This window comes from Streptomyces sp. NPDC094032 (genome assembly GCF_040303965.1).
GTDB lineage: Bacteria > Actinomycetota > Actinomycetes > Streptomycetales > Streptomycetaceae > Streptomyces.
The window spans coordinates 99,114-120,367 of record NZ_JBEOUE010000002.1 but is presented as its reverse complement, the minus strand read 5'-3'; the positions used below and the strand labels follow the sequence as shown (position 1 = coordinate 120,367).

At 73.2% G+C, this 21,254-nt stretch carries 16 protein-coding genes and 1 riboswitch; of the genes, 7 read left to right on the top strand and 9 right to left on the bottom strand.

Annotation, left to right across the window (positions count from 1 at the left end):
- Positions 1 to 61 precede the first annotated feature (61 nt).
- Together ABTZ54_RS03505 and thrC are read right to left on the bottom strand one after the other, a co-directional pair.
- Positions 62 to 340 (bottom strand): MoaD/ThiS family protein, encoded by a 279-nt coding sequence (locus ABTZ54_RS03505; protein WP_351656755.1) that lies wholly within the window; start codon positions 338 to 340, stop codon positions 62 to 64.
- A 15-nt stretch (positions 341 to 355) separates the two neighbouring features.
- Positions 356 to 1,666 (bottom strand): threonine synthase, encoded by a 1,311-nt coding sequence (gene thrC, locus ABTZ54_RS03500; protein WP_351657710.1) that lies wholly within the window; start codon positions 1,664 to 1,666, stop codon positions 356 to 358.
- A riboswitch (SAM riboswitch) is annotated at positions 1,660 to 1,803 on the bottom strand. Its footprint overlaps the gene before it by 7 nt.
- 121 nt (positions 1,804 to 1,924) lie before the next feature.
- Here thrC and ABTZ54_RS03495 point away from each other — a divergent pair.
- From ABTZ54_RS03495 to ABTZ54_RS03485, 3 genes are all read left to right on the top strand, one after another.
- Entirely contained in the window at positions 1,925 to 2,866 is a 942-nt protein-coding gene (locus ABTZ54_RS03495) for a glucosyl-3-phosphoglycerate synthase (protein ID WP_351657708.1), read from the top strand.
- Positions 2,867 to 2,941: 75 nt separating this feature from the next.
- Positions 2,942 to 4,714, top strand: a complete 1,773-nt coding sequence (locus ABTZ54_RS03490) for a DUF7927 domain-containing protein (RefSeq protein WP_351656753.1) — start codon at positions 2,942 to 2,944, stop codon at positions 4,712 to 4,714.
- A 61-nt stretch (positions 4,715 to 4,775) separates the two neighbouring features.
- Positions 4,776 to 6,131, top strand: a complete 1,356-nt coding sequence (locus ABTZ54_RS03485) for an alpha,alpha-trehalose-phosphate synthase (UDP-forming) (RefSeq protein ID WP_351656751.1) — start codon at positions 4,776 to 4,778, stop codon at positions 6,129 to 6,131.
- Here ABTZ54_RS03485 and ABTZ54_RS03480 read toward each other — a convergent pair.
- Genes ABTZ54_RS03480 through ABTZ54_RS03470 form a run of 3 tightly spaced genes read right to left on the bottom strand, consistent with a single transcriptional unit; the run spans position 6,122 to position 10,631 of the window.
- On the bottom strand, positions 6,122 to 6,553 hold the full coding sequence (locus ABTZ54_RS03480; protein WP_351656749.1) for a DUF4913 domain-containing protein: 432 nt from the start codon (positions 6,551 to 6,553) through the stop codon (positions 6,122 to 6,124). The two genes, ABTZ54_RS03485 and ABTZ54_RS03480, sit on opposite strands and share 10 nt — an antisense overlap.
- A gap of 19 nt (positions 6,554 to 6,572) precedes the next feature.
- Positions 6,573 to 10,325, bottom strand: coding sequence for a trypsin-like peptidase domain-containing protein (locus ABTZ54_RS03475; RefSeq protein WP_351656748.1), 3,753 nt, complete (start codon positions 10,323 to 10,325; stop codon positions 6,573 to 6,575).
- Between the two features lie 12 nt (positions 10,326 to 10,337).
- Positions 10,338 to 10,631 (bottom strand): trypco2 family protein, encoded by a 294-nt coding sequence (locus ABTZ54_RS03470; RefSeq protein WP_351656746.1) that lies wholly within the window; start codon positions 10,629 to 10,631, stop codon positions 10,338 to 10,340.
- Positions 10,632 to 10,907: 276 nt separating this feature from the next.
- On the opposite strand from ABTZ54_RS03470, the gene ABTZ54_RS03465 reads away from it, so the two are divergent.
- On the top strand, positions 10,908 to 14,357 hold the full coding sequence (locus tag ABTZ54_RS03465; RefSeq protein ID WP_351656744.1) for a hypothetical protein: 3,450 nt from the start codon (positions 10,908 to 10,910) through the stop codon (positions 14,355 to 14,357).
- Here the strand turns inward: ABTZ54_RS03465 and otsB are convergent.
- Genes otsB through ABTZ54_RS03450 form a run of 3 tightly spaced genes read right to left on the bottom strand, consistent with a single transcriptional unit; the run spans position 14,345 to position 16,765 of the window.
- Complete coding sequence (gene otsB, locus ABTZ54_RS03460) at positions 14,345 to 15,193, bottom strand: trehalose-phosphatase (protein WP_351656742.1); 849 nt, start codon at positions 15,191 to 15,193, stop codon at positions 14,345 to 14,347. The two genes, ABTZ54_RS03465 and otsB, sit on opposite strands and share 13 nt — an antisense overlap.
- A gap of 32 nt (positions 15,194 to 15,225) precedes the next feature.
- Positions 15,226 to 15,474 carry a DUF3263 domain-containing protein gene (locus tag ABTZ54_RS03455; RefSeq protein ID WP_351656740.1) on the bottom strand — a complete coding sequence of 83 codons (249 nt, stop codon included), beginning with the start codon at positions 15,472 to 15,474 and terminating at the stop codon, positions 15,226 to 15,228.
- Between the two features lie 16 nt (positions 15,475 to 15,490).
- A complete protein-coding gene (locus ABTZ54_RS03450; RefSeq protein WP_351656738.1) occupies positions 15,491 to 16,765 on the bottom strand; it encodes an extracellular solute-binding protein in 1,275 nt (424 codons plus the stop codon).
- Between the two features lie 208 nt (positions 16,766 to 16,973).
- Here ABTZ54_RS03450 and ABTZ54_RS03445 point away from each other — a divergent pair, with 208 nt between their 5' ends.
- From ABTZ54_RS03445 to ABTZ54_RS03435, 3 genes are all read left to right on the top strand, one after another.
- Positions 16,974 to 17,924 (top strand): ROK family protein, encoded by a 951-nt coding sequence (locus ABTZ54_RS03445; RefSeq protein WP_351656736.1) that lies wholly within the window; start codon positions 16,974 to 16,976, stop codon positions 17,922 to 17,924.
- Positions 17,924 to 19,069 carry an N-acetylglucosamine-6-phosphate deacetylase gene (nagA, locus tag ABTZ54_RS03440; RefSeq protein WP_351656734.1) on the top strand — a complete coding sequence of 382 codons (1,146 nt, stop codon included), beginning with the start codon at positions 17,924 to 17,926 and terminating at the stop codon, positions 19,067 to 19,069. The genes ABTZ54_RS03445 and nagA overlap by 1 nt, the downstream gene beginning before the upstream one ends.
- Before the next feature lie 101 nt (positions 19,070 to 19,170).
- On the top strand, positions 19,171 to 20,109 hold the full coding sequence (locus tag ABTZ54_RS03435) for a 1-phosphofructokinase family hexose kinase (protein ID WP_351656732.1): 939 nt from the start codon (positions 19,171 to 19,173) through the stop codon (positions 20,107 to 20,109).
- A gap of 67 nt (positions 20,110 to 20,176) precedes the next feature.
- On the opposite strand, the gene ABTZ54_RS03430 is transcribed toward ABTZ54_RS03435, so the two are convergent.
- Entirely contained in the window at positions 20,177 to 21,133 is a 957-nt protein-coding gene (locus ABTZ54_RS03430) for a CBM35 domain-containing protein (RefSeq protein WP_351656730.1), read from the bottom strand.
- Between the last annotated feature and the right edge of the window lie 121 nt (positions 21,134 to 21,254).

The window sequence follows — 21,254 nt, the reverse complement described above, 5'->3', positions numbered from 1 at the left end:
GACGGGTACTCGCGGGTAAGCGCGGGCGGGTACGGGCGTGCGCCCGGGGGCGCGCGGGGGCTCAGCAGCCGCCGGCGACCGCCGGGATGATGGAGACGCCCGCGCCGTCCGGCGTCACGGTCTCCAGGCCCTGCTCGAAGCGCACGTCGTCGTCGTTGACGTACACGTTGACGAAGCGGCGCAGCTTGCCCTGGTCGTCCAGGACGCGCGCGGCGATGCCCGCGTGGTTCTTCTCCAGGTCGGCGATGACCTCGGCGAGGGTCGTCCCCTCGGCCTTCACCTCGGACTGACCGCCGGTGTAGGTGCGGAGGATGGTGGGGATGCGGACGTTGACGGCCATGTGTTCACGGACCTTTCAGTGGGCCAGGCCCGCGTCGCGGAACGCGTCCAGGCTCGGGCGGATGGTGGCGGTCGCCTGAGAGGTGTCGGCCACGGCGTCCAGGGTCTTGAGCCCGTCGCCGGTGTTGAGGACCACCGTCGTGAGCGTCGGGTCGATGAGGCCGTTCTCGACCAGCTTCTTCGTGACGCCGACGGTCACGCCGCCCGCGGTCTCGGCGAAGATGCCCTCGGTGCGGGCGAGCAGCTTGATGGCCTCGACGACCTGCGTGTCGTCCACGTCCTCGACGGCACCGCCGGTGCGGCGGGCGATGTCGAGCACGTACGGGCCGTCGGCCGGGTTGCCGATCGCCAGGGACTTGGCGATGGTGTTCGGCTTCTGGGGGCGCACGACGTCGTGGCCGGCCTTGAAGGCGACCGAGACCGGGGAGCAGCCCTCGGCCTGGGCGCCGAAGATCTTGTACGGCTTGTCCTCGACCAGCCCCAGCTTGATGAGCTCCTGGAGACCCTTGTCGATCTTGGTGAGCTGGGAGCCGGAGGCGATCGGGATGACCAGCTGGTCCGGGATGACCCAGCCGAGCTGCTCGCAGATCTCGTACGCGAGCGTCTTGGAGCCCTCGCCGTAGTACGGGCGCAGGTTGACGTTGACGAAGCCCCAGCCCTCGCCCAGCGGGTCGCCGATGAGCTCCGAGCAGAAGCGGTTGACGTCGTCGTAGTTGCCCTCGACGGCGACCAGGTCACCGCCGTAGACACCGGCCATGACGACCTTGCCCTGCTCCAGGTCGTGCGGGATGAAGACGCAGGAGCGGAAGCCGGCCCGGGCGGCGGCGGCGCCGACGGCGCCGGCCAGGTTGCCGGTGGAGGAGCAGGAGAGGGTGGTGAAGCCGAAGGCGCGGGCGGCCTCGATGGCCTGGGCGACGACCCGGTCCTTGAAGGAGTGGGTCGGGTTGCCGGAGTCGTCCTTGACGAACAGCTTGCCGGGCTCGACGCCGAGCTCGCGGGCCAGGTTGTCGGCCTTGACCAGCGGGGTCCAGCCGGGGTTCAGATTGGGCTTCTCGGCGACGTCGGCCGGGACGGGCAGCAGCGGGGCGTAGCGCCAGATGTTGGCGGGTCCGGCCTCGATCCGCTTGCGCAGCTCCTCCGGGTCACCGGTGGGCAGCTCGTACGCGACTTCGAGCGGCCCGAAACAGAGTTCGCAGGCGAAGATCGGGCCGAGTGCGAAGGTTTCGCCGCATTCGCGGCAAGAGAGTCCGGAAGCGGGACCGAGGTCGACGGTGGTTCCGGGTGCGACGGTCTGTACAGCCATGGAGGCGAGGCCCTTTCTCCTCATCTTTCCCATGACGAATTTTTCGTCATGAGACGGATTTGGCACCTTCCCTAGTCGGGGACCTCGCTGGAGGACGAGAACCGACTGGAGGGTTGCCGGGGCTTCAACGGGCCGTTTCCCTCTGCCCCTCTGGATGAGCGGTATTCGATTGTGAGACGCGGTCGGCACCCCGACATGCATCGGGGATCCGCGTTGTTCAAGACTGTAACCGAAGGCTTCGAAGGTGGAGACGGTCGTCCGATCCGCGAGATGGAGATCACGTTGCTGGAAGAGGTGGAGCGCTGGCTGGCCCGGCGGTCCTGGTCCGTTGCCGACCGCCCGCTGGAGCGCGTCCTCGCCGCCAAACGCGGCACCCGGGTGAGCGTGGTGCTGCCCGCGCTGAACGAGGAGGCGACGGTCGGCGCGATCGTCTCCGTGATCCGCCGCGAGCTGATGACCGAGGCGGTCCCGCTGGTGGACGAGCTCGTGGTGATCGACTCGGGCTCCACGGACCGTACGGCCCAGGTGGCGGCGGAGGCCGGCGCGCGGGTGGTGGCGCGCGACGCGATCCTGCCCCGGATACCGGCCGTGCCCGGCAAGGGCGAGGTCCTGTGGCGGTCACTGATGGTGACGACCGGGGACGTGGTCTGCTTCGTGGACGCGGACCTCAGGGACTTCTCCGCGGACTTCGTCACCGGCATCGTCGGCCCGCTCCTGACCGACCAGGACGTCGACTTCGTGAAGGCGATGTACGACCGCCCGCTCGGCGACACCCCTGGTCAGGGCGGTCGCGTCACGGAACTGGTGGCCCGCCCGCTGCTCAATCTGCACTGGCCGCAACTGGCCGGCTTCGTGCAGCCGCTGGGCGGCGAGTACGCGGCCCGGCGCTCGCTCCTGGAGCGGCTGCCCTTCCCCGTCGGTTACGGAGTGGAGCTGGGCCTGCTCGTCGACGCGCTGCACACGGTGGGCCTGGACGCGCTCGCGCAGGTGGACGTGGGGGTGCGCAAGCACCGGCACCAGGACGGGCGGGCGCTGGGCCGGATGGCGGCCGCGATCTACCGGACGGCGCAGTTGCGGCTCTCCCGTGGGCATCTGGTGCGCCCGTGGCTGACCCAGTTCGAGCGGGGCGAGCACGGCTTCGAGCCGCACACGTACCCGGTGGACACGGAGGAGCGCCCGCCGATGGCGGAGATCGCGGAGTACGCGCGGCGCAGAGTGGCGTGAGGATCGGCCGCGTGGCGTACACCGGACACTGACCCTTCCTGCCTAAATTTCCGTTTCATGCGGTTTAAAAATGAAATGGGAATCCTGCTGGCGACCCTCGGCCTGATGGCCGGGTCGCTCTCCCTCGGGGGAGCCGCCCCGGCCGCCGCCGACGTCGTCGCGCCCTTCGGCAAGCGGTACGACGCGTCGCTCTACGGGGACTTCAAGACCATCGGCAACACCGTCATGGGCTGCCCCGCCACCCCGGCCGACCTGGCCGCGCGCTGCGCGACCGCCGCCGCCGGGGAGGGCGCCGACAACAACAACACCTTCGACATGCGGCGGCTCGACACCGCGCGCATGACCGCCGGCCACGGCTCCAGCACGGGCCATGTGGTGATCCCGCCCGGCGCGACCGTCGCGTACGCCCGCCTCTTCTGGGGCGGCAACGACGGCACCTACCGGGGGCCGAGCGGCGCCGCGCTGAAGCGCTGCGACATCTCCGGCGCCGATGTGGTCCCCTCGCCCGGCACCCCCGCGACGACCGCCCCGCGCATCCGAGTCGGCACCGGCCCCGAGACCCCCGTCACCGTCGCCGACCTGGTCACCGACCCCGCCGACACCAACGGCCCGCACTACTACACGGGCGAGTCCGACGTCACCGCCGCCTTCGCGGGCGTCACCGGCACGGACGCCCGGGTGGCCGTCGGGAACATCTGGGCCCCGAACGGCAAGGGCTGCGTGGCGGGCTGGTCCCTGACCGTCGTCTACGCCTTCCCGGGCCCCGACGCGACCCACGCCCCCACCCGCCGCCACGTCTACGTCTACGGCGGCCACGTCCTCCAGCGCTCCACCTCGCCCGCCACCACCGTCACCGTCGACGGCTTCCACCGCACGCGCGGCACGGTGCGGGCCGGCATCACCGCGTACGAGGGCGACTGGAACACCCCCGGTGACCGCTTCCTCGTCAACGACCGGAACGTCACCGAGGCGCACACCGGCAACACCGACAACTTCTTCGTCAGCGAGGACGACGGCGCCGTCGACCCGAAGCTGGTCAACAACCTGAGCATCGACGCGAAGGCCTTCGACCTCCCGGCCGACGCGATCCCGGTCGGCGCCCGCTCGGCCCGGCTCACCTTCACCACCAGGGGCGACACCTACGTCCCGTCGGCGCTGGCCCTCTCCGTCCCGGTGCCGGACCTGCGCGTCACCAAGAAGGCGAGCCCCGCGCGGGTGAAGCCCGGCGGCACCGTCACGTACACGGTGACGGCGGAGAACATCGGCGACCTCGACTACCCGGACGCCCGCTTCAGCGACGACCTGACGGCAAACCTCGACGACGCGGTGTATCAGGGCGATGTACGGGCGGACCTCGGCGACGTCGACTACACGGCGCCCAGGATCACGTACCGGGGCGACATCCCCGCCGGGGAGAAGGCGACGATCACGTACTCGGTGAAGATCGACGACCCGGTACGCGGCGACGGAAAGCTCCCGAACAGCGTCGAGGTCACATCCCCCCGCTCGAACTGCGGCCCGGCCGAGACGGACCCGTCCTGCGCGACGACCCCGGTGATCGTGACCCCACCCAAGAACCCGTCCCCGTCCCCCTCGACCCCGTCCCCGTCGAACCCGTCCCCGTCAACCTCGGAATCCCCCACTCCCACCCCCACCCCCATCCCCTCAACGTCAAAGCCCACTCCTCCCGCCCCGCACCCCGGCCCGCAGGGCGGCACCCGGGGCGGCGCGATGGCGGAGACGGGCGCGGGCGGCGAGCGGCTGTGGCTGCTGGGCGGCCTGGGCCTGGCGCTCGCGGCGACCGGTCTGGTGGCGAGGGCGGCGGTACGCGGCCGCAGGGAGGACTGAGACCGCAGACTGTCTGGTTTCCGTACGTTTGAGCGTTTACCGGACGGGCTAGGTTCGCCCCATGGCTACCGTTCTCGTGGCATCGAACCGCGGCCCGGTCTCGTACACCGTGCGTGACGACGGCTCGCTGGACACCCGGCGCGGCGGCGGCGGGCTCGTCTCGGGCCTGAGCGCCGTCGCGTCGGAGGGCGGCGTGTGGGTGTGCGCCGCGCTCGGCGACGGCGACCGCGAGGCCCTGCGCCGGGGCGTCGCCGAGCCGGGCGTACGGATGCTGGACATCGACCCGGAGGTGTACGCCGACGCGTACAACGGCATCGCGAACTCGGTGCTGTGGTTCCTCCACCACCACCTGTACGACATCCCGCGCGAGCCCGTCTTCGACGCGGCCTTCCGCCGCCGCTGGGACTCGTACCGGGCCTACAACCAGGCGTTCGCGGACACGCTGGCGGAGGCGGCGGACGAGGGCGCGGCGGTCCTGGTCCAGGACTATCACCTGGCGCTCGTCCCGGGCCTGCTCCGGGCGCTCCGCCCGGACCTGCGGATCGCGCACTTCACGCACACGCCGTGGGCGTCGCCCGCCTATCTGTCGATGCTGCCGGACGACCTCCACGAGGAGCTCGTCCGGGGCATGGCGGGCGCGGACGAGCTGGGCTTCCACACGGAGGCGTGGGCTGCCGCCTTCGTGGCCGACCCGTACGCGGGCCCGGGCACCCGGGTGGCGACGTACCCCTTGGGCGTCGACGGCGAGGAGCTGCGCGCGCTGGCGCACCGCCCGGAGGTGGACGCCCGCCTGGCGGAGCTGCGCGCCGAGACGCGCGGCCTGCGGACGATCGTCCGGGTGGACCGCACCGAACTCTCGAAGAACATCGTGCGCGGCCTCCTCGCCTACCGCGAACTCCTGGACACGTACCCCGAGTGGCGCGGCCGGGTCGTCCACCTGGCCTCGGCGTACCCGTCCCGCCAGGACCTGGAGGTCTACCGCGCGTACACGGCGGCGGTGACCGAGCTGGCCGAGGCGATCAACACCGACTACGGCACCCCCGACTGGCAGCCCGTCCTGCTCTCGGTCCAGGACGACTTCACCCGCTCCCTGGCCGCCTACCGCCTCGCCGACGTGGCCCTGGTCAACCCGGTCCGCGACGGCATGAACCTGGTCGCCAAGGAGATCCCGGTCGTCTCCGACGCGGGCTGCGCCCTGGTCCTGTCCCGCGAGGCGGGCGCGTACGCGGAACTCCACGAGTCCGCCCTGACGGTCAACCCGTACGACGTGACGTCCACCGCCGAAGCCCTCCACACCGCCCTCACGATGCCCCACCCCGAACGCACCGAACGCACCAAGCACCTGGCGACGGCGGCCACGGCGCTGCCGCCGCGGGAGTGGTTCCTGGCGCAGTTGGCCTCGGTCCGTCAGGGCTGAGTGGCGTCCAGGGAGAAGGCCGGGTTGTCCCACAGTTCCGGTGGGGAGGGGACGTACGGGAGTTCTCCCAGGGTGTCGGTGTGGCCGTCGGGGCCCGAGCAGTACGCGAAGGGGCCCTTGTCGGGGTGCATGAGCGCGGCCAGGTGGGGATCGGCGTGGTGGAGCCACCAGCTGGTCATGCCGAGGCCCGGGTCCTGGCTCAGGTACTCGAACGCGCGCCAGAGTGCGGCGAGTCGGGCGATGGCCTCGGGGTGCTGCCACCACTCGGGGCACCAGGCGAGGTGTCCGCCGCCCACGGGCCGCCGGACGACCACGCACAGGTACTCGGTGACGAAGGCGTCCAGGGAGCGGTAGATGAACTGCGGCTCCTCCTGCGCGCCCTCCTGCGGCTCCGGGTCGGTCTGCTGCTCGTCGTTCGTCATGGTCGTCACTCCTTCGAGGTCAGGGGGTGTGCACCCCGTACCGGAGGCGCACCTGGTCCGCCTCCGCGCGGCGGCCGGCCCGGTTCAGGAGCCGGACCCAGAGGGTGGCGGCGGCGTCCACGTCCGCGTCGCGTCGCGGCAGCGGGCCGCCGGCGCGCAGGCCGGCGTAGAGGCGGGTCGCCTCGCCGATCGCGGGCAGCACGGAGAGACAGAGGTCGAGACCGCCGATCCGGTCGCCCAGACCGGCCAGCTCCCGGAACGCCTCCGCCAGCCGGCGCCTCTCCGCCGGAGTCTCCAGCGGGCCCGGGGTCAGCAGATCGACCGCGCGAGTGCGCTCGTCCAGGGCGTCCCAGACGCGGCCGGCCTCCTCCTTGAGGGTCGCGGCGAGACCCAGGCAGATGGCCAGGTCCGGCCGCTCCTCGTCGTGCCCGGCCGCCAGCCGCCCCTCGTACAGCGCGATCCCCTCGGCGAGCGCCTCCGCCGCCTTCTCCGGCAGGCCCGTCGCCCACAGGTACCAGGCCCGCAGATAGCAGGAGAAGGCACGGTCCGGCTCGTACGGGCCGGGGTCGGGGTGGTGTTCGGCGAGGAAGCGGCGGACGGCCACGGCCTCCTCGACCGCGACGAGCGCCGCGTACGAACGGCCGAACAGGTCCTGCTGGTACCGGGCCAGCCGTTCCAGGCTGGCGGCGTAACGCTCGCCGTGCACGAGAGGGTTGTCCGCGTACAGCCGACGGCCGAGGTCCACCGCCTTCGTCACCTCGTCGATCGCCTCGGACCAGCGGGACAGCTCCCACAAGGTCACGGACCGGTTCGCGTGCAGCAGCCTCAGGTCGGAGTCGTGCCCCGGGAGGCGGTACGGCAGGCTCCACAGGATGTCCCAGGCCTCGTCGAGCGTGACCAGCGACTCCTCGTCCTGCTGACTGGCCGCCAGATTGATCAGCGCGTTGGCCAGAAGGTCGTTGTACGTGTCGGGGTTGCCGACCGCGAGGCGGCGGCGCAGGGCCACCGCCTCCTCCATGAGATGCAGCCCCACGCTCTCGTCGGAGCCGAGCCGCCAGTGGTGCCAGGACAGGTTGTTGAGCGTGCTCGCGAGGGAGTCGAGGTGCGCGTCCGGGTTCTCCCTGGCGAGGCGCCGCAGAATGGCCAGGGCCGCCTCCGCCGACCGCTTGCCCTCCTCGCGGGCTCCCGCCTCCGACTGGCAGCCTCCGAGGATCCGCAAGGACGTCGCCCAGCGGGCCTCGTAGACCGGGTCCTCGTCCGCGAGGCGGCGCCGGATCTCCACCGACTCCTCGGCCGCCCGTACGCCGTCGGCCGCCCGGGCGAGCTCCAGATAGGTCCTGGCCAGCACCGACAGGGCGTCCGCCAACGCCGCCCGCGCGGTGTCCGGTTCCGCCCGCGCGACGCTGCGGCACAGCTCCACGGCCTCCTCCGCGACGGGCAGCGCGGCCCGCAGCCGCCCCGCGAGACGCTGCGCGAAGGCCTGCTGGACCAGCCCCGCCGAGAGCCGCCGTTCGTACTCCACGCCGGCGGTCCTGGGCCGGGCCCGCCGGATCGTCACCGACTCCTCGCTCGCCGCGAGGGCCGCTCGCCAGTCCCCCAGGACCCTGGCGGCTTCCGACGCCCGTTCGAGCGCCCAGGCGAGACCCTCGGCGTCGGCGTCCGCGCCGAGGTCGCCCTCCTCCCGGCAGCGCTCGACGAGCCGGGCGGTGAGGCGGGCCGTGAAGCGGGCGAGGGCGTCGGACGACGGCGGCAGGGAAGCGGCGGCGGAACGCAGCACCTCGGTGCCGAGGACGGGCCCGTCGACCAGGGCGTCCAGCCGCGCCAGAACGCCGTCGCGCCGCCGGATGCGCCCGCTGTTGGCGTGGCCGACCACCGCCCGGGTCAGCACGGTCACGGCCTGGCTCTGCTGGGCGGGCGTGCCCTGCGCGGCGACGGCGGGCAGCAGTCCGGGCACCTCGGTCACCAGCAGGGACGCCTGGAACTCGGCGACGCGGTCGGGCTGGAGCGCTCCCCAGTACGCCTCGTGGGTGGCCGGGTAGAGCCGCCGGATCGCCTCGGCGTACTCCCACGCCTCGTCCCGGCCCGCCCCGCCACCGAGGCCGGGCACCCGGCCGAGGACCGCGACCGCCTCCTCCTCGTCGGCCGCGCCGCACAGGGTGGCGGCGGCGACCATCCGGCGGATCAGCGACATGGGCAGCGGGCGCCGCCCGGGCCCCGCGGAGGAGGCGAAGGCCCGCGCCCAGTACCGCTCCTCGTGCCGCAGCAGCGTGGCCTCGACGACCTCGCCCGGCACCGCGTCCAGCGGCTCGGGACCGGCCTGGAGCAGCGCGACCAGCGCCTCCATCTGGACGTTGAGCGCGGTGGCGTAGCGGCTGCCGCGCAGGTCGGCGGGCGGGACCACCCGCTCGGCGACGGCGGCCCAGTCGTATCCGGCCGGTCCGGTCGCCCGGCCGAGGAGCGCCGCGAGGCCGTCCAGGGCGGACCGGAAGGCGGCCGCCCGGTCCTCGGCGCTGAGGTCCAGCGGCCCGAGCTCGGAGCGGAGCGCGGACGCGAGGATCTCGTGGGTGGCGGGGGACGCGTCGTACGGGTCGGCCTGCCAGCCGCCGGTGGAGCGGGCCACCAGCAGCAGGCGTACGGTGCGGCCCGCGGCGGCGGGCGTCCGCAGCCGCTCCACGAGCCTGCGGATCCAGCGGGGCCGGGACTCCGCGTAGTCGACGACCAGGAGCAGGTCGCGGGCGCAGTCCTCAAGGGCGGCGAGGCCCGCCCCCGCCTCGGGTGGCGCCGCGCCCCCCTGCCAGGCCTCGTCGCCGAGGTCGGCCCGGAGCAGCGCGGCGGCCCAGCCGGGGGTGCGGGCCACGTCCTCCACGAGCTCGCGGGCCAGCCGGCTCTTGCCCTGGCCACCGGGACCGGTGAGCACCCGCACCGAGAGGCCGCCGGGGCGGGAGCGGCCCGGGATCCCGGTCTTCGCGGGCCCGAGGCACCAGTCGGACAGCTGCCGCCACTCCTCCCGGCGGCCACGGAACGGCGCCGCCTGCACGTCCGCGCGCAGCAGCATCGCCGGGGAGCGCAGGTCCCGCTCCGGAACGGCGGGTTCGAGGAGCCCGGCCAGGTCGGCGGGTTCGGCGACCGGTTCCCGTCCGTCGAGCACCTCGCGCAGCACCGCCCGGAAACCGTCGTCGCGCAGGAGCTCGCTGCTCCGGGTCACGGTGAGCCGACTCCCCGCGACGGCCCGCCGGTCCCCCCGCACCACCCCGAGCAGCAGGTCGCCGCTGAAGACCGGCGCGCCGGACATCCCCGACCAGCCGGACCCGTCGCCCCCGGCGCCGGGGTACGCGGTGGGCAGCGGATCGGTGCTCACCAGCTCCCAGCGGTACAGGGACCCGCCGGTCCCGGGGTTGATCCGCCCGGCCAGCTGCTCTTCAGACCTGCCGGAGCCGTGCCGCTGGTGCCGGGGATAGCCGTACGTCTCCACGGGGTGCCCGGTCCGCGAGGTGACCAGATCCCCCCAGCGCGGCGGACCGGCGACCAGGCCGGGCCGGGCCGCGAGGCCGGGCACCTCAAGCAGCGCCGCGTCGACGATGTCGTCGTACCTCAGCCACCGTACGGTCGCCGGAAGCGCTCCCACGACGGCGGACCGCGCGGACCCGTCCTCGGTACGGATCAGATGGGCGGCGGTCAGCACGAGTCCAGGGCCCACCAGGCAGCCCGTCCCCACGGCGCCGCGCCCGTCCGGGCCCCGGGCCCGGAGGCGCACCACCCGCTCCAGGAGCATCCTCGTCCCCGGCTACTCGAAGTCGCCTATCTCCAGGTCGCCGCCGTCGGTGCCGCGCGGGTGGAGCGTGATCTGCAACCGGTGCGTGGTGGCGTCGGCGTGCTCCCGCTTCGCATCGGCCCCGAGCACCCCGAAGCGCAGCGAACCGCCGCCCCCGGTGGTCCGGGTCAGCTGCACGGCGAGCTCCACGGTGACCTCCCCGACCCGGAACCGCACGTCGGATCCCTCACCGGCCCGCTGGGCCGCGGCCAGCTGTTCCCTCAACAGCCCCACCGCGTCAGCCAGATCGAGCCACTCGTCAGCCATGGCAACCCCCGCCTCACCCCGTCACCGCCGTACCGTCCGAGGGTCCCACCGGCCCGTCCCGACAAGAACCGCCTCGCACCCAAGACGTCCGAAAGCAATCAGCTCTGGCCGAAAGCGAGTTGAGCGACCCACCGGCCACCCCGAACCGACCACGTTCAAAAACCAGGCACCCCTCGGGCCGAAACGCCTCTCCCCGCTGCTACGCTCCCGTCCACCCGCGGTGGGGGCACGGCGGGCAGAGGTTCGGGGAGGGACTTCCTGGTGTTTCGTCATGTCTTGAGTCGGGGCGCGTTCGCCGCCGCGACGGCGATCGCACTCACGGTGGGCGGCGGCCTGACACCGCTGGCACGGACGGCGGCGGCCGAGGAACCGGTGCCGTCGGAGACGGTGGTGCCCGCGACGCCCGGGCAGCGCGTCATGAACGCACGGCTCCACCTCCAGGGGGAGTCCCGCTGGCTCCGTGCGGACGCCATCGGCACGGAGGGCGTCTTCCACACCCAGGACGGGTACGAGGGCGTCCTCTGGACCCGTTTCTCCGACGGCCGCAGCACGCCCGTGCCGCTGCCCACCGAAGCCGGGACCACGGTCTACGGCACGGGAACCGACACCCTCGCCCTGCGCCGCGAGGGCGAAGTCGAGCTGCGCGACCCCGACGGCACCACCCGAAGGATCACGCTCCCCGCCACGTACCAGTCGTACTCGGTCTTCGGCTCGACCGTGGTGGCGTACGAGAGGCTCCAGCAGCCCGACGGCACGTACGCCACCGGCCCCATGCACCTGCTGTCGCTCCAGGCCGACGGCACGCAGCGGGACCTCACGGTGAGCGGTCCCGAGGACGGCACGCCCCTCGGCACAGTGCTGGCCGGCGACGGAACGGGGCTGCTCGCGGCGACCAAGCTCCAGGGCGACGAGCGCCGCGTCGGCGTCGTATCGGCGGAGACCGGCCGCGTCGAGGCGCTGACACCGCCCGTGCCCAAGAGCTTCCGGCTCGGGAAGATCTCGCCCGAGTACATCGCCCTGTACAACGGGGACGCGGCCGACAAGACCGTGCTCGTCACCTCGCGCACCGCCCCGTCGACCCCGTTCACCTCGATCGCCCTGAACAACTACGACGGCAGCACATCGTCGAACGGCAACTTCGCCATCGTCGGCGACTGGCTGGTCTACAAGACCGTGCGGAACGCCCTGGAGGCCGTTCCGATCGCCGGTGGCCCCGCCGTCACCCTGCTGCCCCGGGTCGCCGGCGGCCCCTCGGCGGGCCCCGACGGCACGGCCGCCGTCATCGGCGGCAGCGACTCCGTCGACTGGGCCGTCCGGCACATCACCGCGGACGCCTCCGGGAAGCCGGTCGTGACCGTGGCCAAGCGGCTTCCCAAGCCCGCTCCCGTCCAGAGCATCGCCCTGGCTCAGGGGCGCCTGTCCGTGGTCGACAACAGCGGCGGCTCCTCGTTCGAGTGGGTCCGCGACATCGGCGCGACCGCCCCGCTCGGCTTCGGCGCCCGCGCGAAGCTGACCGGCATCGTCATGTCCTCGTGCGCGGCGAGCGACACGGCCTGCGCCGAGTACCGCGCACTCGGGGACGGACGGTTCATGCGGCGGGTGGGCACAGTCGACCAGTCCTGGCGGTACTACGTCAACGGGCCCGGTTACAGCTTCACGGAGGTGTACCTGCCCGTCGGCAGCCGGATCGACGACATCTCCACCGACTACCTGGTCAGCACCGCGCCCGGCACGTCCGGCGCACCCGGCACGCAGACGGTCCGGCCGATCGGCGGCGGAGTCGTCGCCGAACGCGCTCCCGTCGCCTCCGCCCTGTGGAACACCTGGCTGTGGAGCGCGACCGGCACGAAGGGGGCCGTCGCCGCGCAGGACCTGAAGACCGGCAAGGCCGTCGAGTCGGCGGACACCGGCGCGCCGTGCGTACCCCAGGAGCTCCAGGCCACCGGCCGCTGGCTCTACTGGAGCTGCGGGGCGGACGGTCCCGCCGGAGTCTACGACCGTACGGAGAAGACCTCACGGGCCGTGCCCTCCGGCGAGTCCCTGCTCGGCGACGGCTACGTCGTCACCCACGACAAGGCCGCGGGCACGCTGGTCCTGACCGGGGCCGCCGCGACCGCGCCCGCCGGCCGGGTCGTCGGCGACCTGCCGGACACCGGGGTGTCCCAGCGTCACGTCCGGTGGACCGTCGACCGGTTCGGCGGCGCGCTCGCGTACGTCGACGTCGAGGAGCAGGTCCACCTCGTCCCGACAGGCATCGCCGCACAGCCCCTCGACGTCCTGGAGCGGACGGCTTCCGACACCATCCGGGCGAGCACCTCGGGCGTGTCCCTGTTCCGGATGCGGTTCAGCAGGCCGGCCGCGTCCTGGACGCTCACGGCCCGGCACGCCGTGACCGGCCGGGTCAGCGAACTCGGGAGGGGCGCCGACGTCCGCGGACCGCTGCGGTTCTTCTGGAACGGCCGGGACACGGCCGGAGAGCTGCTGCCCAACGGGTCGTACGCCTGGACCCTCACCGCGGAGCCCGCCGACGGCTCGGGGCCCACGCTCCGGCAGACGGGACAGGTGCTCCTCTCCGGCGGCCAGTCCTCGGCGACCGGCGGTTTCAGGCCGGTGACCTCCGGCAGCATCGACAGATCCACCCGGATCATGGACACGCGCGGCGGCGTGGGCGTGCGCAAGGGCAAGGTGGGCGCCGGCGGGACCGTGACCCTCCAGGTGACCGGCCGCGCCGACGTCCCCCTGACCGGGGTCACCTCGGTCGCCCTGAACGTGACGGCCGTGAACGCCACCGCCTCGACCTACGTCTCCGCCTACCCCGCGGGCACCGCCCGCCCCGCCGCGTCGAACCTGAACGTGCCGGTGGGCAGGGCCGTGGCCAACCTGGTGGTCGTGCCCGTCAAGGACGGCAAGGTCACCTTCTACAACCGCGCGGGGTCGGTCGACCTGATCGCCGACGTCGCCGGCTACTACACGACCCAGGAAGCCCTGCTCTTCCAGCCGCTGAAGCCCACGCGGGTCGTGGACACCCGCACGGGCCTCGGGATCAGGAAGGGCAAGCTCCTGGGCACCCACCCCGAGGCGTTGGACATCGCCGGGCGCGCCGGAGTGCCCGCGACGGGCTTCACGACCGTCGTCCTCCAGGTGACCGCCACCAACGCCACGTCGCCGACCTTCGTCTCCGTCTACGGCAACCGGTACATCGACACCTGGACCGGCTCGCACGTGAACGTGGCCCCCGGGCAGACCGCCTCGAACACGGTCGTCGTGCCGATCTACAGCGAGCTGAACTTCTACACCCCCCGCGGTGCGACGGACCTGATCGTCGACGTCGTCGGCTACTACGCGTACGACATCCCGGGCTCCCTCTTCGAGCCCCTCGCCCCCGCCCGCTCCCTCGACACCCGCACCGGCACCGGCGCCCCCAAGGCCAAGGTGGGCCCCGGCCGTACGGTCACCCTGAACGTCGCCGGGCGGAACGGGGTGCCGGCCACCGGTGTCACCGCCGTCGTGCTGAACCTGACGGCGACCGGCGGCACCCGCGACACGGTCGTCACCGCCTACCCGTACGGCACGAGCCGGCCCGGCACGTCGAATCTGAACGTGCCGGCCGGGCGGACCGCGTCCGTGCTCGCGGTCGTCCCGGTCAAGGACGGCAAGGTGACCCTGTACAACCACGCGGGCAGCGTCGACCTCATCGCCGACGTGCAGGGCTTCTACGCCCCCTGAACCGCCCCCGCCAGCCCCTCCAGCAGCGCCACCACCCCCGCCGGCCCGCGGACCGTGAGGTCCGCGCGGTCGGTGAGGTCGGGGACGGATTCGGTGGTGGAGGCGGAGCAGACGAGGAGGCCCGGCATACCGTCGGAGCGGAGTTTCTCCACGGCCGCGTACGCCGGGAGGTCGCCCAGGTCGTCGCCCGCGTACAGGACGGACTCGGCGCCCAGTTCGCGGACGTAGTCGGCGAGGGCGATGCCCTTGTCCATGCCCGGGGGGCGGAGCTCCAGGACCAGGCGGCCGGGTTCGAGGACCAGGCCGTGGTGGGTGGCCAGGTCGCCCAGGGGGCCCTTCAGGGCCTCGAAGGCGCCCTGCGGGTCGTCGGCGCGGCGGGTGTGGACGGCGACCGCGCGGCCCTTCTCCTCGATCCAGGTGCCGGGCCAGGCGCCGATCCGGTCGAGGAAGCCGGGGAGCTCGGCGCGGACCGAGGCGACGCCCGGGTGCGGGGCGGCGGCGTGGACGGTGCCGGTGACGGCGTCCCAGCGTTCGGCGCCGTAGTGGCCGAGGACGACCAGGTGCTCCAGGCCGGGGACGCCGGCGAAGCCGCCGTAGCGTACGGCCACTCCGGCGGGGCGGCCGGTGACCACGGCGACGGCGGCCACCTTCGGGGCGAGGGCCGCCAGGGCGGGGACGGCGCCGGGGTGGGCGCGGGCCCGCTCGGGGTCGGGGACGATCTCGGCGAGCGTCCCGTCGAAGTCGAGGGCGACGACGGCCTTCTCCGGGCGCGCGAGGAGCGCGGCGAGGCCGTCGCGGCCGGCGGCCGTGGTCGGGTGCGGAAGGCTGCTGACCATGTCCACGACCCTACCGACGCGCGGGCCTCCCGTCAGCGGCGCGAGGCACGTTCGGCGCGCACCCGGCGGAGCCGGTTCACGGTGACCGGGTCGTGTTCCAGCGCCCTCGGGTCGTCGAGGAGGGCGTTGAGCAGCTGGTAGTAGCGGGTCGGGGAGAGGCCGAGCTGCTCGCGCACGGCCCGCTCCTTGGCGCCGGGGCCCGGCCAGGAACGCCGTTCCATGGCCAGGACGGCCTGTTCCCGCTCGCCGAGTTCGCCGCGTTCGCCGCGTTCGCTGGTCATGCCCACCAACCTAGGCCTACTCGGCGTTCTCCGCCGCCGTCGCCTCCCGGGCGATCCGGCCCAGGATCTCGGCGGGCTTCGCGTCCGGGGCGACGGCTCCCCCGATGTCCTTCTTGATGGCGCCGCTGACCTGCGCCCAGGAGGTCTTGCCGACCGGCGGCAGCTGCGCGTCGGGGAGTGCCTGGAGGAATTCGCGGAGGTCGGCGTGGGCCGGGTCGGACTCCATGCGGGCGGAGGCCGTGACGGTGGCGGGCAGCAGGCCGTTGTCGCCCGCGAACTTCAGCACGTTCTCGTCGTTGAAGACGAAGTCGAGGAAGGCGCCGATCTCCTTGCGGTGCCCGCTCTGCTTGAAGCCCATGATCCAGTCGGCGACGCCCATGGTGGCCCTGGCCTTGCCGGACACGCCGGGCAGCGCGACCTTGCCGAACTTCACGCCCTGCTTCGCGGCCTGCTTCATCAGGGACGGGTGCCCGTTGAGCATGCCGACCTCGCCGCGGGCGAAGGCGGCGAAGGCCGCCTTGCGGTTCAGCTTGCCGGGGGCGACGGGGCCGGTGAGGCCCTCGGCGACGAGGTTGGTCCGCAGCCATTCGAGGGTGCGGACGTTCGACTCGGAGTCGATCTTGTAGTGGTCGGTGGCGTCGGTGTAGCCGTCGCCACCGCTGAGCAGCCACATCATCGTCTCGACCTGGGCCTCCTCGGGCCCGAGCGGCAGCGCGAAGGGGTACTTCACGCCCTTCTTCTCCAGCTTCCGCGCGGCGGCGGCGAGCTCGTCCCAGGTGGTCGGCGGCGCGTCGACGCCCGCGTTCGCGAAGAGCTCCTCGTTGAAGAAGAGCAGCCGGGTGGAGGCGACGAAGGGCAGCCCGTACTGGGTGCGCTTCTGCTCGCCGGCCGTGACGAGCGGGGCGAGGAAGTTGGCCTGGACGCGGATGGAGAGGAGCTCGTCGGCGGAGTAGAGCTGCCCGGCGGCGGCGTAGTCGGCGTAGGCGCCGATCTGGGCGATGTCGGGGGCCTGGCCGGCCTTGACCATCTCGGCGACCTTGCGGTCGACGTCGTCCCAGGACTCGACCTGGAGCTGGATCCGCACCCCGGGGTTCTTCGCCTCGAAGGCGGAGATCAGCCCGGCCCAGTACTTCTTGGTGGAGTCGCCGCCGCCGAGGTCGTAGTCGGCGGCCACCAGCTTGAGGGTGACGTCGCCGGTCTCACCGCCCAGGGTGGAGCAGCCGGACACGGCGCCGGTCAGGCCGAGTGCGGAGGCCGCCGCGGCCAGTCCAAGGAATCGTCGCCGCTGCACAGCCGTAACCCGCCCTCTGCTCGTCGCGGCTCGTCGTCGAGCCCCGTAGAGCGGCAAGTTTTCCCGCTTGGACGCAGGAGGTCTACACCACTTGCATATCGCTTCTGCAACGCATCACGGCCCGTCACCCCCTCGAATTTGTATCCGAGCGCAACAATCCTCCACAGTGGACTAGACCTTTCGGGTCCCCACGCGCGAGACTGTCCCCGTGAGACACGTCATCGCCCTCGATGTGGGCGGCACCGGTATGAAGGCCGCCCTGGTCGGGGCCGACGGCACCCTGCTCCACGAGGCCCGTCGCGCCACCGGCCGCGAGCGCGGGCCCGAGGCCGTCGTCGAGACCATCCTCGGCTTCGCCGAGGAGCTGCGCGCCCTGGGCCAGGAGCGGTACGGCGAGCCCGCCGCGGCCGCCGGGGTCGCCGTCCCCGGCATCGTCGACGCCGAGAACGGCATCGCGGTCTACGCCGCCAACCTCGGCTGGCGCGACGTCCCCATGCGCGCCCTGCTCAGCGAGCGGCTGGGCGCCATCCCCGTCGCCCTCGGCCACGACGTACGCACCGGCGGCCTCGCCGAGGGACGCATCGGCGCGGGCAACGGCGCCGACCGCTTCCTCTTCGTGCCGCTCGGCACCGGCATCGCCGGGGCCATCGGCATCGGCAGCGAGATCGAGGCCGGCGCGCACGGTTACGCGGGCGAGATCGGCCACATCGTGGTCCGCCCCGGCGGCATCGAGTGCGGCTGCCGCCAGCGCGGCTGCCTGGAGCGGTACGCCTCCGCCTCCGCCGTGTCACACGCCTGGGCCACCGCCTCGGGTGACCCCGACGCCGACGCCGCCGACTGCGCCAAGGCCGTCGAGTCCGGCGACCCAAAGGCCGCCCGCGTCTGGCAGGACGCCGTCGACGCGCTCGCCGACGGCCTTGTCACCGCGCTCACCCTGCTGGACCCCCGCACGCTCATCATCGGTGGCGGTCTGGCCGAGGCCGGGGAAACCTTGTTCACACCCCTACGGGCCGCGGTGGAGGAGCGCGTCACCTTCCAGAAGCTGCCCGCCATCGTCCCGGCGGCCCTCGGGGACACCGCCGGATGCCTGGGCGCGGGCCTCCTCGCCTGGGACCTGCTCGCCGACCAGCACCCCGCCGACTCGGAGGTATCCGCCTGATGGCCGTTTCCACAGTTCTCACCGGGGCCCGCGTGGTGCTGCCGACCGGGATCGTCGAGAACGGACGAGTGATCGTCGAGGACGGCCGTATCGCGGGCGCCGCCCCCGAGGACGCACCCGCGCTCGACCTCACCGGCCACTGGCTCGTGCCCGGCTTCGTGGACATGCACAACCACGGAGGCGGCGGCGCCTCCTTCACCTCCGGCACCGTCGACGAGGTGCTCACCGGCGTCCACACCCACCGCCTGCACGGCACCACCACCGTCGTCGCCTCCTTCGTCACCGGCGAGATGGACTTCCTCACCCAGCGCGCCGGGCTGCTCTCCGAGCTGGCCGAGCAGGGCGAGATCGCCGGCCTGCACTTCGAGGGCCCGTTCATCTCCCCGTGCCGCAAGGGCGCCCACGACCCGACCCTGCTGCGCGACCCCGACCCGGCCGATGTGCGCAAGCTGATCGACGCGGGGCGCGGCCAGGCCCGGATGGTCACCCTCGCCACCGAGCTGCCCGGCGGCATCGACTCCGTACGGCTGCTCGCCGAGCACGGCGTGATCGCGGCGATCGGGCACACGGACGCGTCGTACGAGCAGACGCAGGCCGCCATCGACGCGGGCGCGACCGTCGCCACCCACCTCTTCAACGCGATGCCCGGGCTCGGGCACCGCGCGCCCGGCCCGATCGCCGCGCTCCTGGAGGACGAGCGGATCACCGTCGAGCTGATCAACGACGGCACCCATCTGCACCCGGCCGCGCTGGAGCTCGCCTTCCACCACGCGGGGGCCCGGCGGGTCGCCTTCATCACCGACGCGATGGACGCCGCGGGCTTCGGCGACGGGCGCTACATGCTCGGCCCGCTGGAGGTCGAGGTGAAGGACAGCGTGGCGCGGCTCGTCGAGGGCGGCTCCATCGCGGGCTCGACGCTGACGCTGGACCGCGCGTTCAAGCGGGCGGCCACCATCGACAAGCTGCCGGTGGAGTCGGTCGTCCAGGCCATCTCCGCCAACCCGGCCAAGCTGCTCGGGATCTACGACCGGGTCGGCTCCCTGGAGCCCGGCAAGGACGCGGACCTCGTCGTCCTCGACGCGGACTTCGAGCTCAAGGGCGTGATGCGCAAGGGCGCCTGGGTGGTCGAGCCGCAGCTGGGCTGATCACGTCACGGCGGTTGGTCCGGGGGTCTGGGCCAACCGCCATCCGTTTGGCATGATCAGGGCGCCAACAGCGCTGACATGAGACAACGGGGGAGGCACAGGTGATCCTCACAGTCACCCTCAACACGGCCGTGGACCTCACCTACCGGATCCCCGCCCTCGTCCCGCACGCCTCGCACCGCGTCACCCAGGTCATCGAACGCCCCGGCGGCAAGGGCCTCAACGTCGCCCGGGTGCTCGGCGCGCTCGGCCACGAGACCGTCGTCACCGGCTTCGCGGGCGGGGCCACCGGCGAGACCCTGCGCGCGCTCCTCGCCCGTACGACGGCGGAGCAGCCGGTCCACGACGCGCTGGTCCCCATCGAGGGCGCCACCCGCCGCACGGTCGCGGTCGTCGACGCCGCCACGGGCGACACCACGCAGCTCAACGAACCGGGCCCGGTCATCGCCCCCGCCGAGTGGGCCGCCTTCACCGCCCGCTACACCCGGCTGCTCGACGGGGCACGGGCGGTGGCGCTCTGCGGCAGCCTCCCGCCGGGCATCCACGTCGGCGCGTACGCCGAACTCGTCCGGCTCGCCCGGGGCGCCGGCGTCCCGGTCCTGCTCGACACCAGCGGCGAACCGCTGCGGCGCGGGATCGCCGCCCGCCCCGACCTGATCAAGCCCAACGCCGACGAGCTGGCCCTGCTCACCGGCTCCCGCGACCCCCACCGCGCCACCCGCGACGCCCGCCGCCGAGGCGCCCACACGGTCGTCACCTCACTGGGCCCCGAGGGCCTCCTCGCCGCCACCCCGGAAGCCCTCTGGCAGGCCGCCCCACCCGCCCCCGTCCGAGGCAACCCGACCGGCGCAGGCGACTCGACCGTAGCCGCCCTCCTCGCCGGCCTCATCGACAACACCGACTGGCCCACCCGCCTGGCCCACGCCGTAGCCCTCTCCGCCGCGACCGTCCTCTCCCCGGTGGCCGGCGAATTCGACGAAACGGCCTACGAGACGATGCTCCCCCGCATCCGCGTCTCGGAGGCCCGGCCTACGGCGTGAGGCGGGCCCCGGGAACGACGAAGGGGCCCCCGAAGGAGCCCCGCACGTCACTCGGCCGACCGGCTCGTCAGCCGTTCAGCTTCGTCTTGCTGATCTTCAGCCAGTCGAAGAGCGCGTCGCACTGGTTGCCCTGCTCGCAGGAGAGCTTGATCGAGTTCTGGCCCTGCTTGAGCTTGACCGGCGCCCAGGTGGTCTGCCAGTTCTTCTCCAGGTTCGGGTCCGAGGAGCCGACGAAGTTCTTCAGCCCTATCGGATTGCTGTTCGCCGTGTCATTGACGGTCAGCGTCGCGTTCGCGTCCTTCGCCGGGATCGCGTAGCGCACGTACAGGTAGTAGCTCCCGGCCTCGGGCACGTCGGCCTGCCAGGTCACCGAGGAGCCGACCGCGTTGAACCCGGTCACATAGGCGCCGTCCGCGCCCTCCGCGCCCTTGATGTCCTTCGCCAGCACCGCCGACCCGCCCAGCTTCAGCGTCGCCGCGTCCTGCTGGGGGAGTTCGGTCGGGGGCTTCGAGGAGGGGGTGGAGTCGGGGGAGGGGGACTCCTGGACCTGGGTGGGGGGGTTGGTCTTGCCGCCCGCGCTGCCCGCGTTCTCGGACTGGTTGCCGTTGTTGGTGATCACGGCGGCCGCGATGCCGATCACGACGACCGCGACGACCGCCACGGCGCCGAAGAGCAGGCCCTTGGTGTTGGGGCCGCCGCCGCGCCCGGCGGGGGGCAGCGGGGTCTGGCGGGTCGGGGGGCCGCCGGGGTACGTCTCGGGGGCCGCGTACTGCGGGTGCGGCTGGCCGTACGCCTGCTGCTGCGGGAGCGGGGCCTGCGGGGGGCGGCCGCCGTACTGGCGCTCGCCGACCGTGCGGACCTGGTTGTACGACGTGCGGGGGACGCCCGGCTGGGACGCGGGGCCGGGGTAGCCGTAGCCGCCGCCCTGGGGTGGCTGGGCGCCTGCCGCCTGGCCGTCCTCGTACAGGTAGCCGAACGGATCGTCGTCCTCGGGCGCCTTCGTGCCGTCGTTGCCCGCAGCCATCCGGGTCACTCCCTTTCCCTGCTCGCCGGCCGTCGCCGACCGGCCGAGCCTACCCCGAACGGCCCAGCGGGGAATTCCTCGCTCCGTGTACGTCCCGTGAACGGAGGCCCGTCCGCGCGGC

What these genes read in the sequence shown, in the direction of transcription:
- nagA (WP_351656734.1), top strand. Translation starts at nt 17,924, where the DNA reads ATGGCCGTTTCCACAGTTCTCACCGGGGCCCGCGTGGTGCTGCCGACC.
- ABTZ54_RS03470 (WP_351656746.1), bottom strand. Translation starts at nt 10,631, where the DNA reads ATGGCTGACGAGTGGCTCGATCTGGCTGACGCGGTGGGGCTGTTGAGG.
- ABTZ54_RS03430 (WP_351656730.1), bottom strand. Translation starts at nt 21,133, where the DNA reads ATGGCTGCGGGCAACGACGGCACGAAGGCGCCCGAGGACGACGATCCG.
- ABTZ54_RS03505 (WP_351656755.1), bottom strand. Translation starts at nt 340, where the DNA reads ATGGCCGTCAACGTCCGCATCCCCACCATCCTCCGCACCTACACCGGC.
- thrC (WP_351657710.1), bottom strand. Translation starts at nt 1,666, where the DNA reads ATGAGGAGAAAGGGCCTCGCCTCCATGGCTGTACAGACCGTCGCACCC.
- ABTZ54_RS03490 (WP_351656753.1), top strand. Translation starts at nt 2,942, where the DNA reads ATGGGAATCCTGCTGGCGACCCTCGGCCTGATGGCCGGGTCGCTCTCC.
- ABTZ54_RS03480 (WP_351656749.1), bottom strand. Translation starts at nt 6,553, where the DNA reads ATGACGAACGACGAGCAGCAGACCGACCCGGAGCCGCAGGAGGGCGCG.
- ABTZ54_RS03485 (WP_351656751.1), top strand. Translation starts at nt 4,776, where the DNA reads ATGGCTACCGTTCTCGTGGCATCGAACCGCGGCCCGGTCTCGTACACC.
- ABTZ54_RS03455 (WP_351656740.1), bottom strand. Translation starts at nt 15,474, where the DNA reads ATGACCAGCGAACGCGGCGAACGCGGCGAACTCGGCGAGCGGGAACAG.
- ABTZ54_RS03475 (WP_351656748.1), bottom strand. Translation starts at nt 10,325, where the DNA reads ATGCTCCTGGAGCGGGTGGTGCGCCTCCGGGCCCGGGGCCCGGACGGG.
- otsB (WP_351656742.1), bottom strand. Translation starts at nt 15,193, where the DNA reads ATGGTCAGCAGCCTTCCGCACCCGACCACGGCCGCCGGCCGCGACGGC.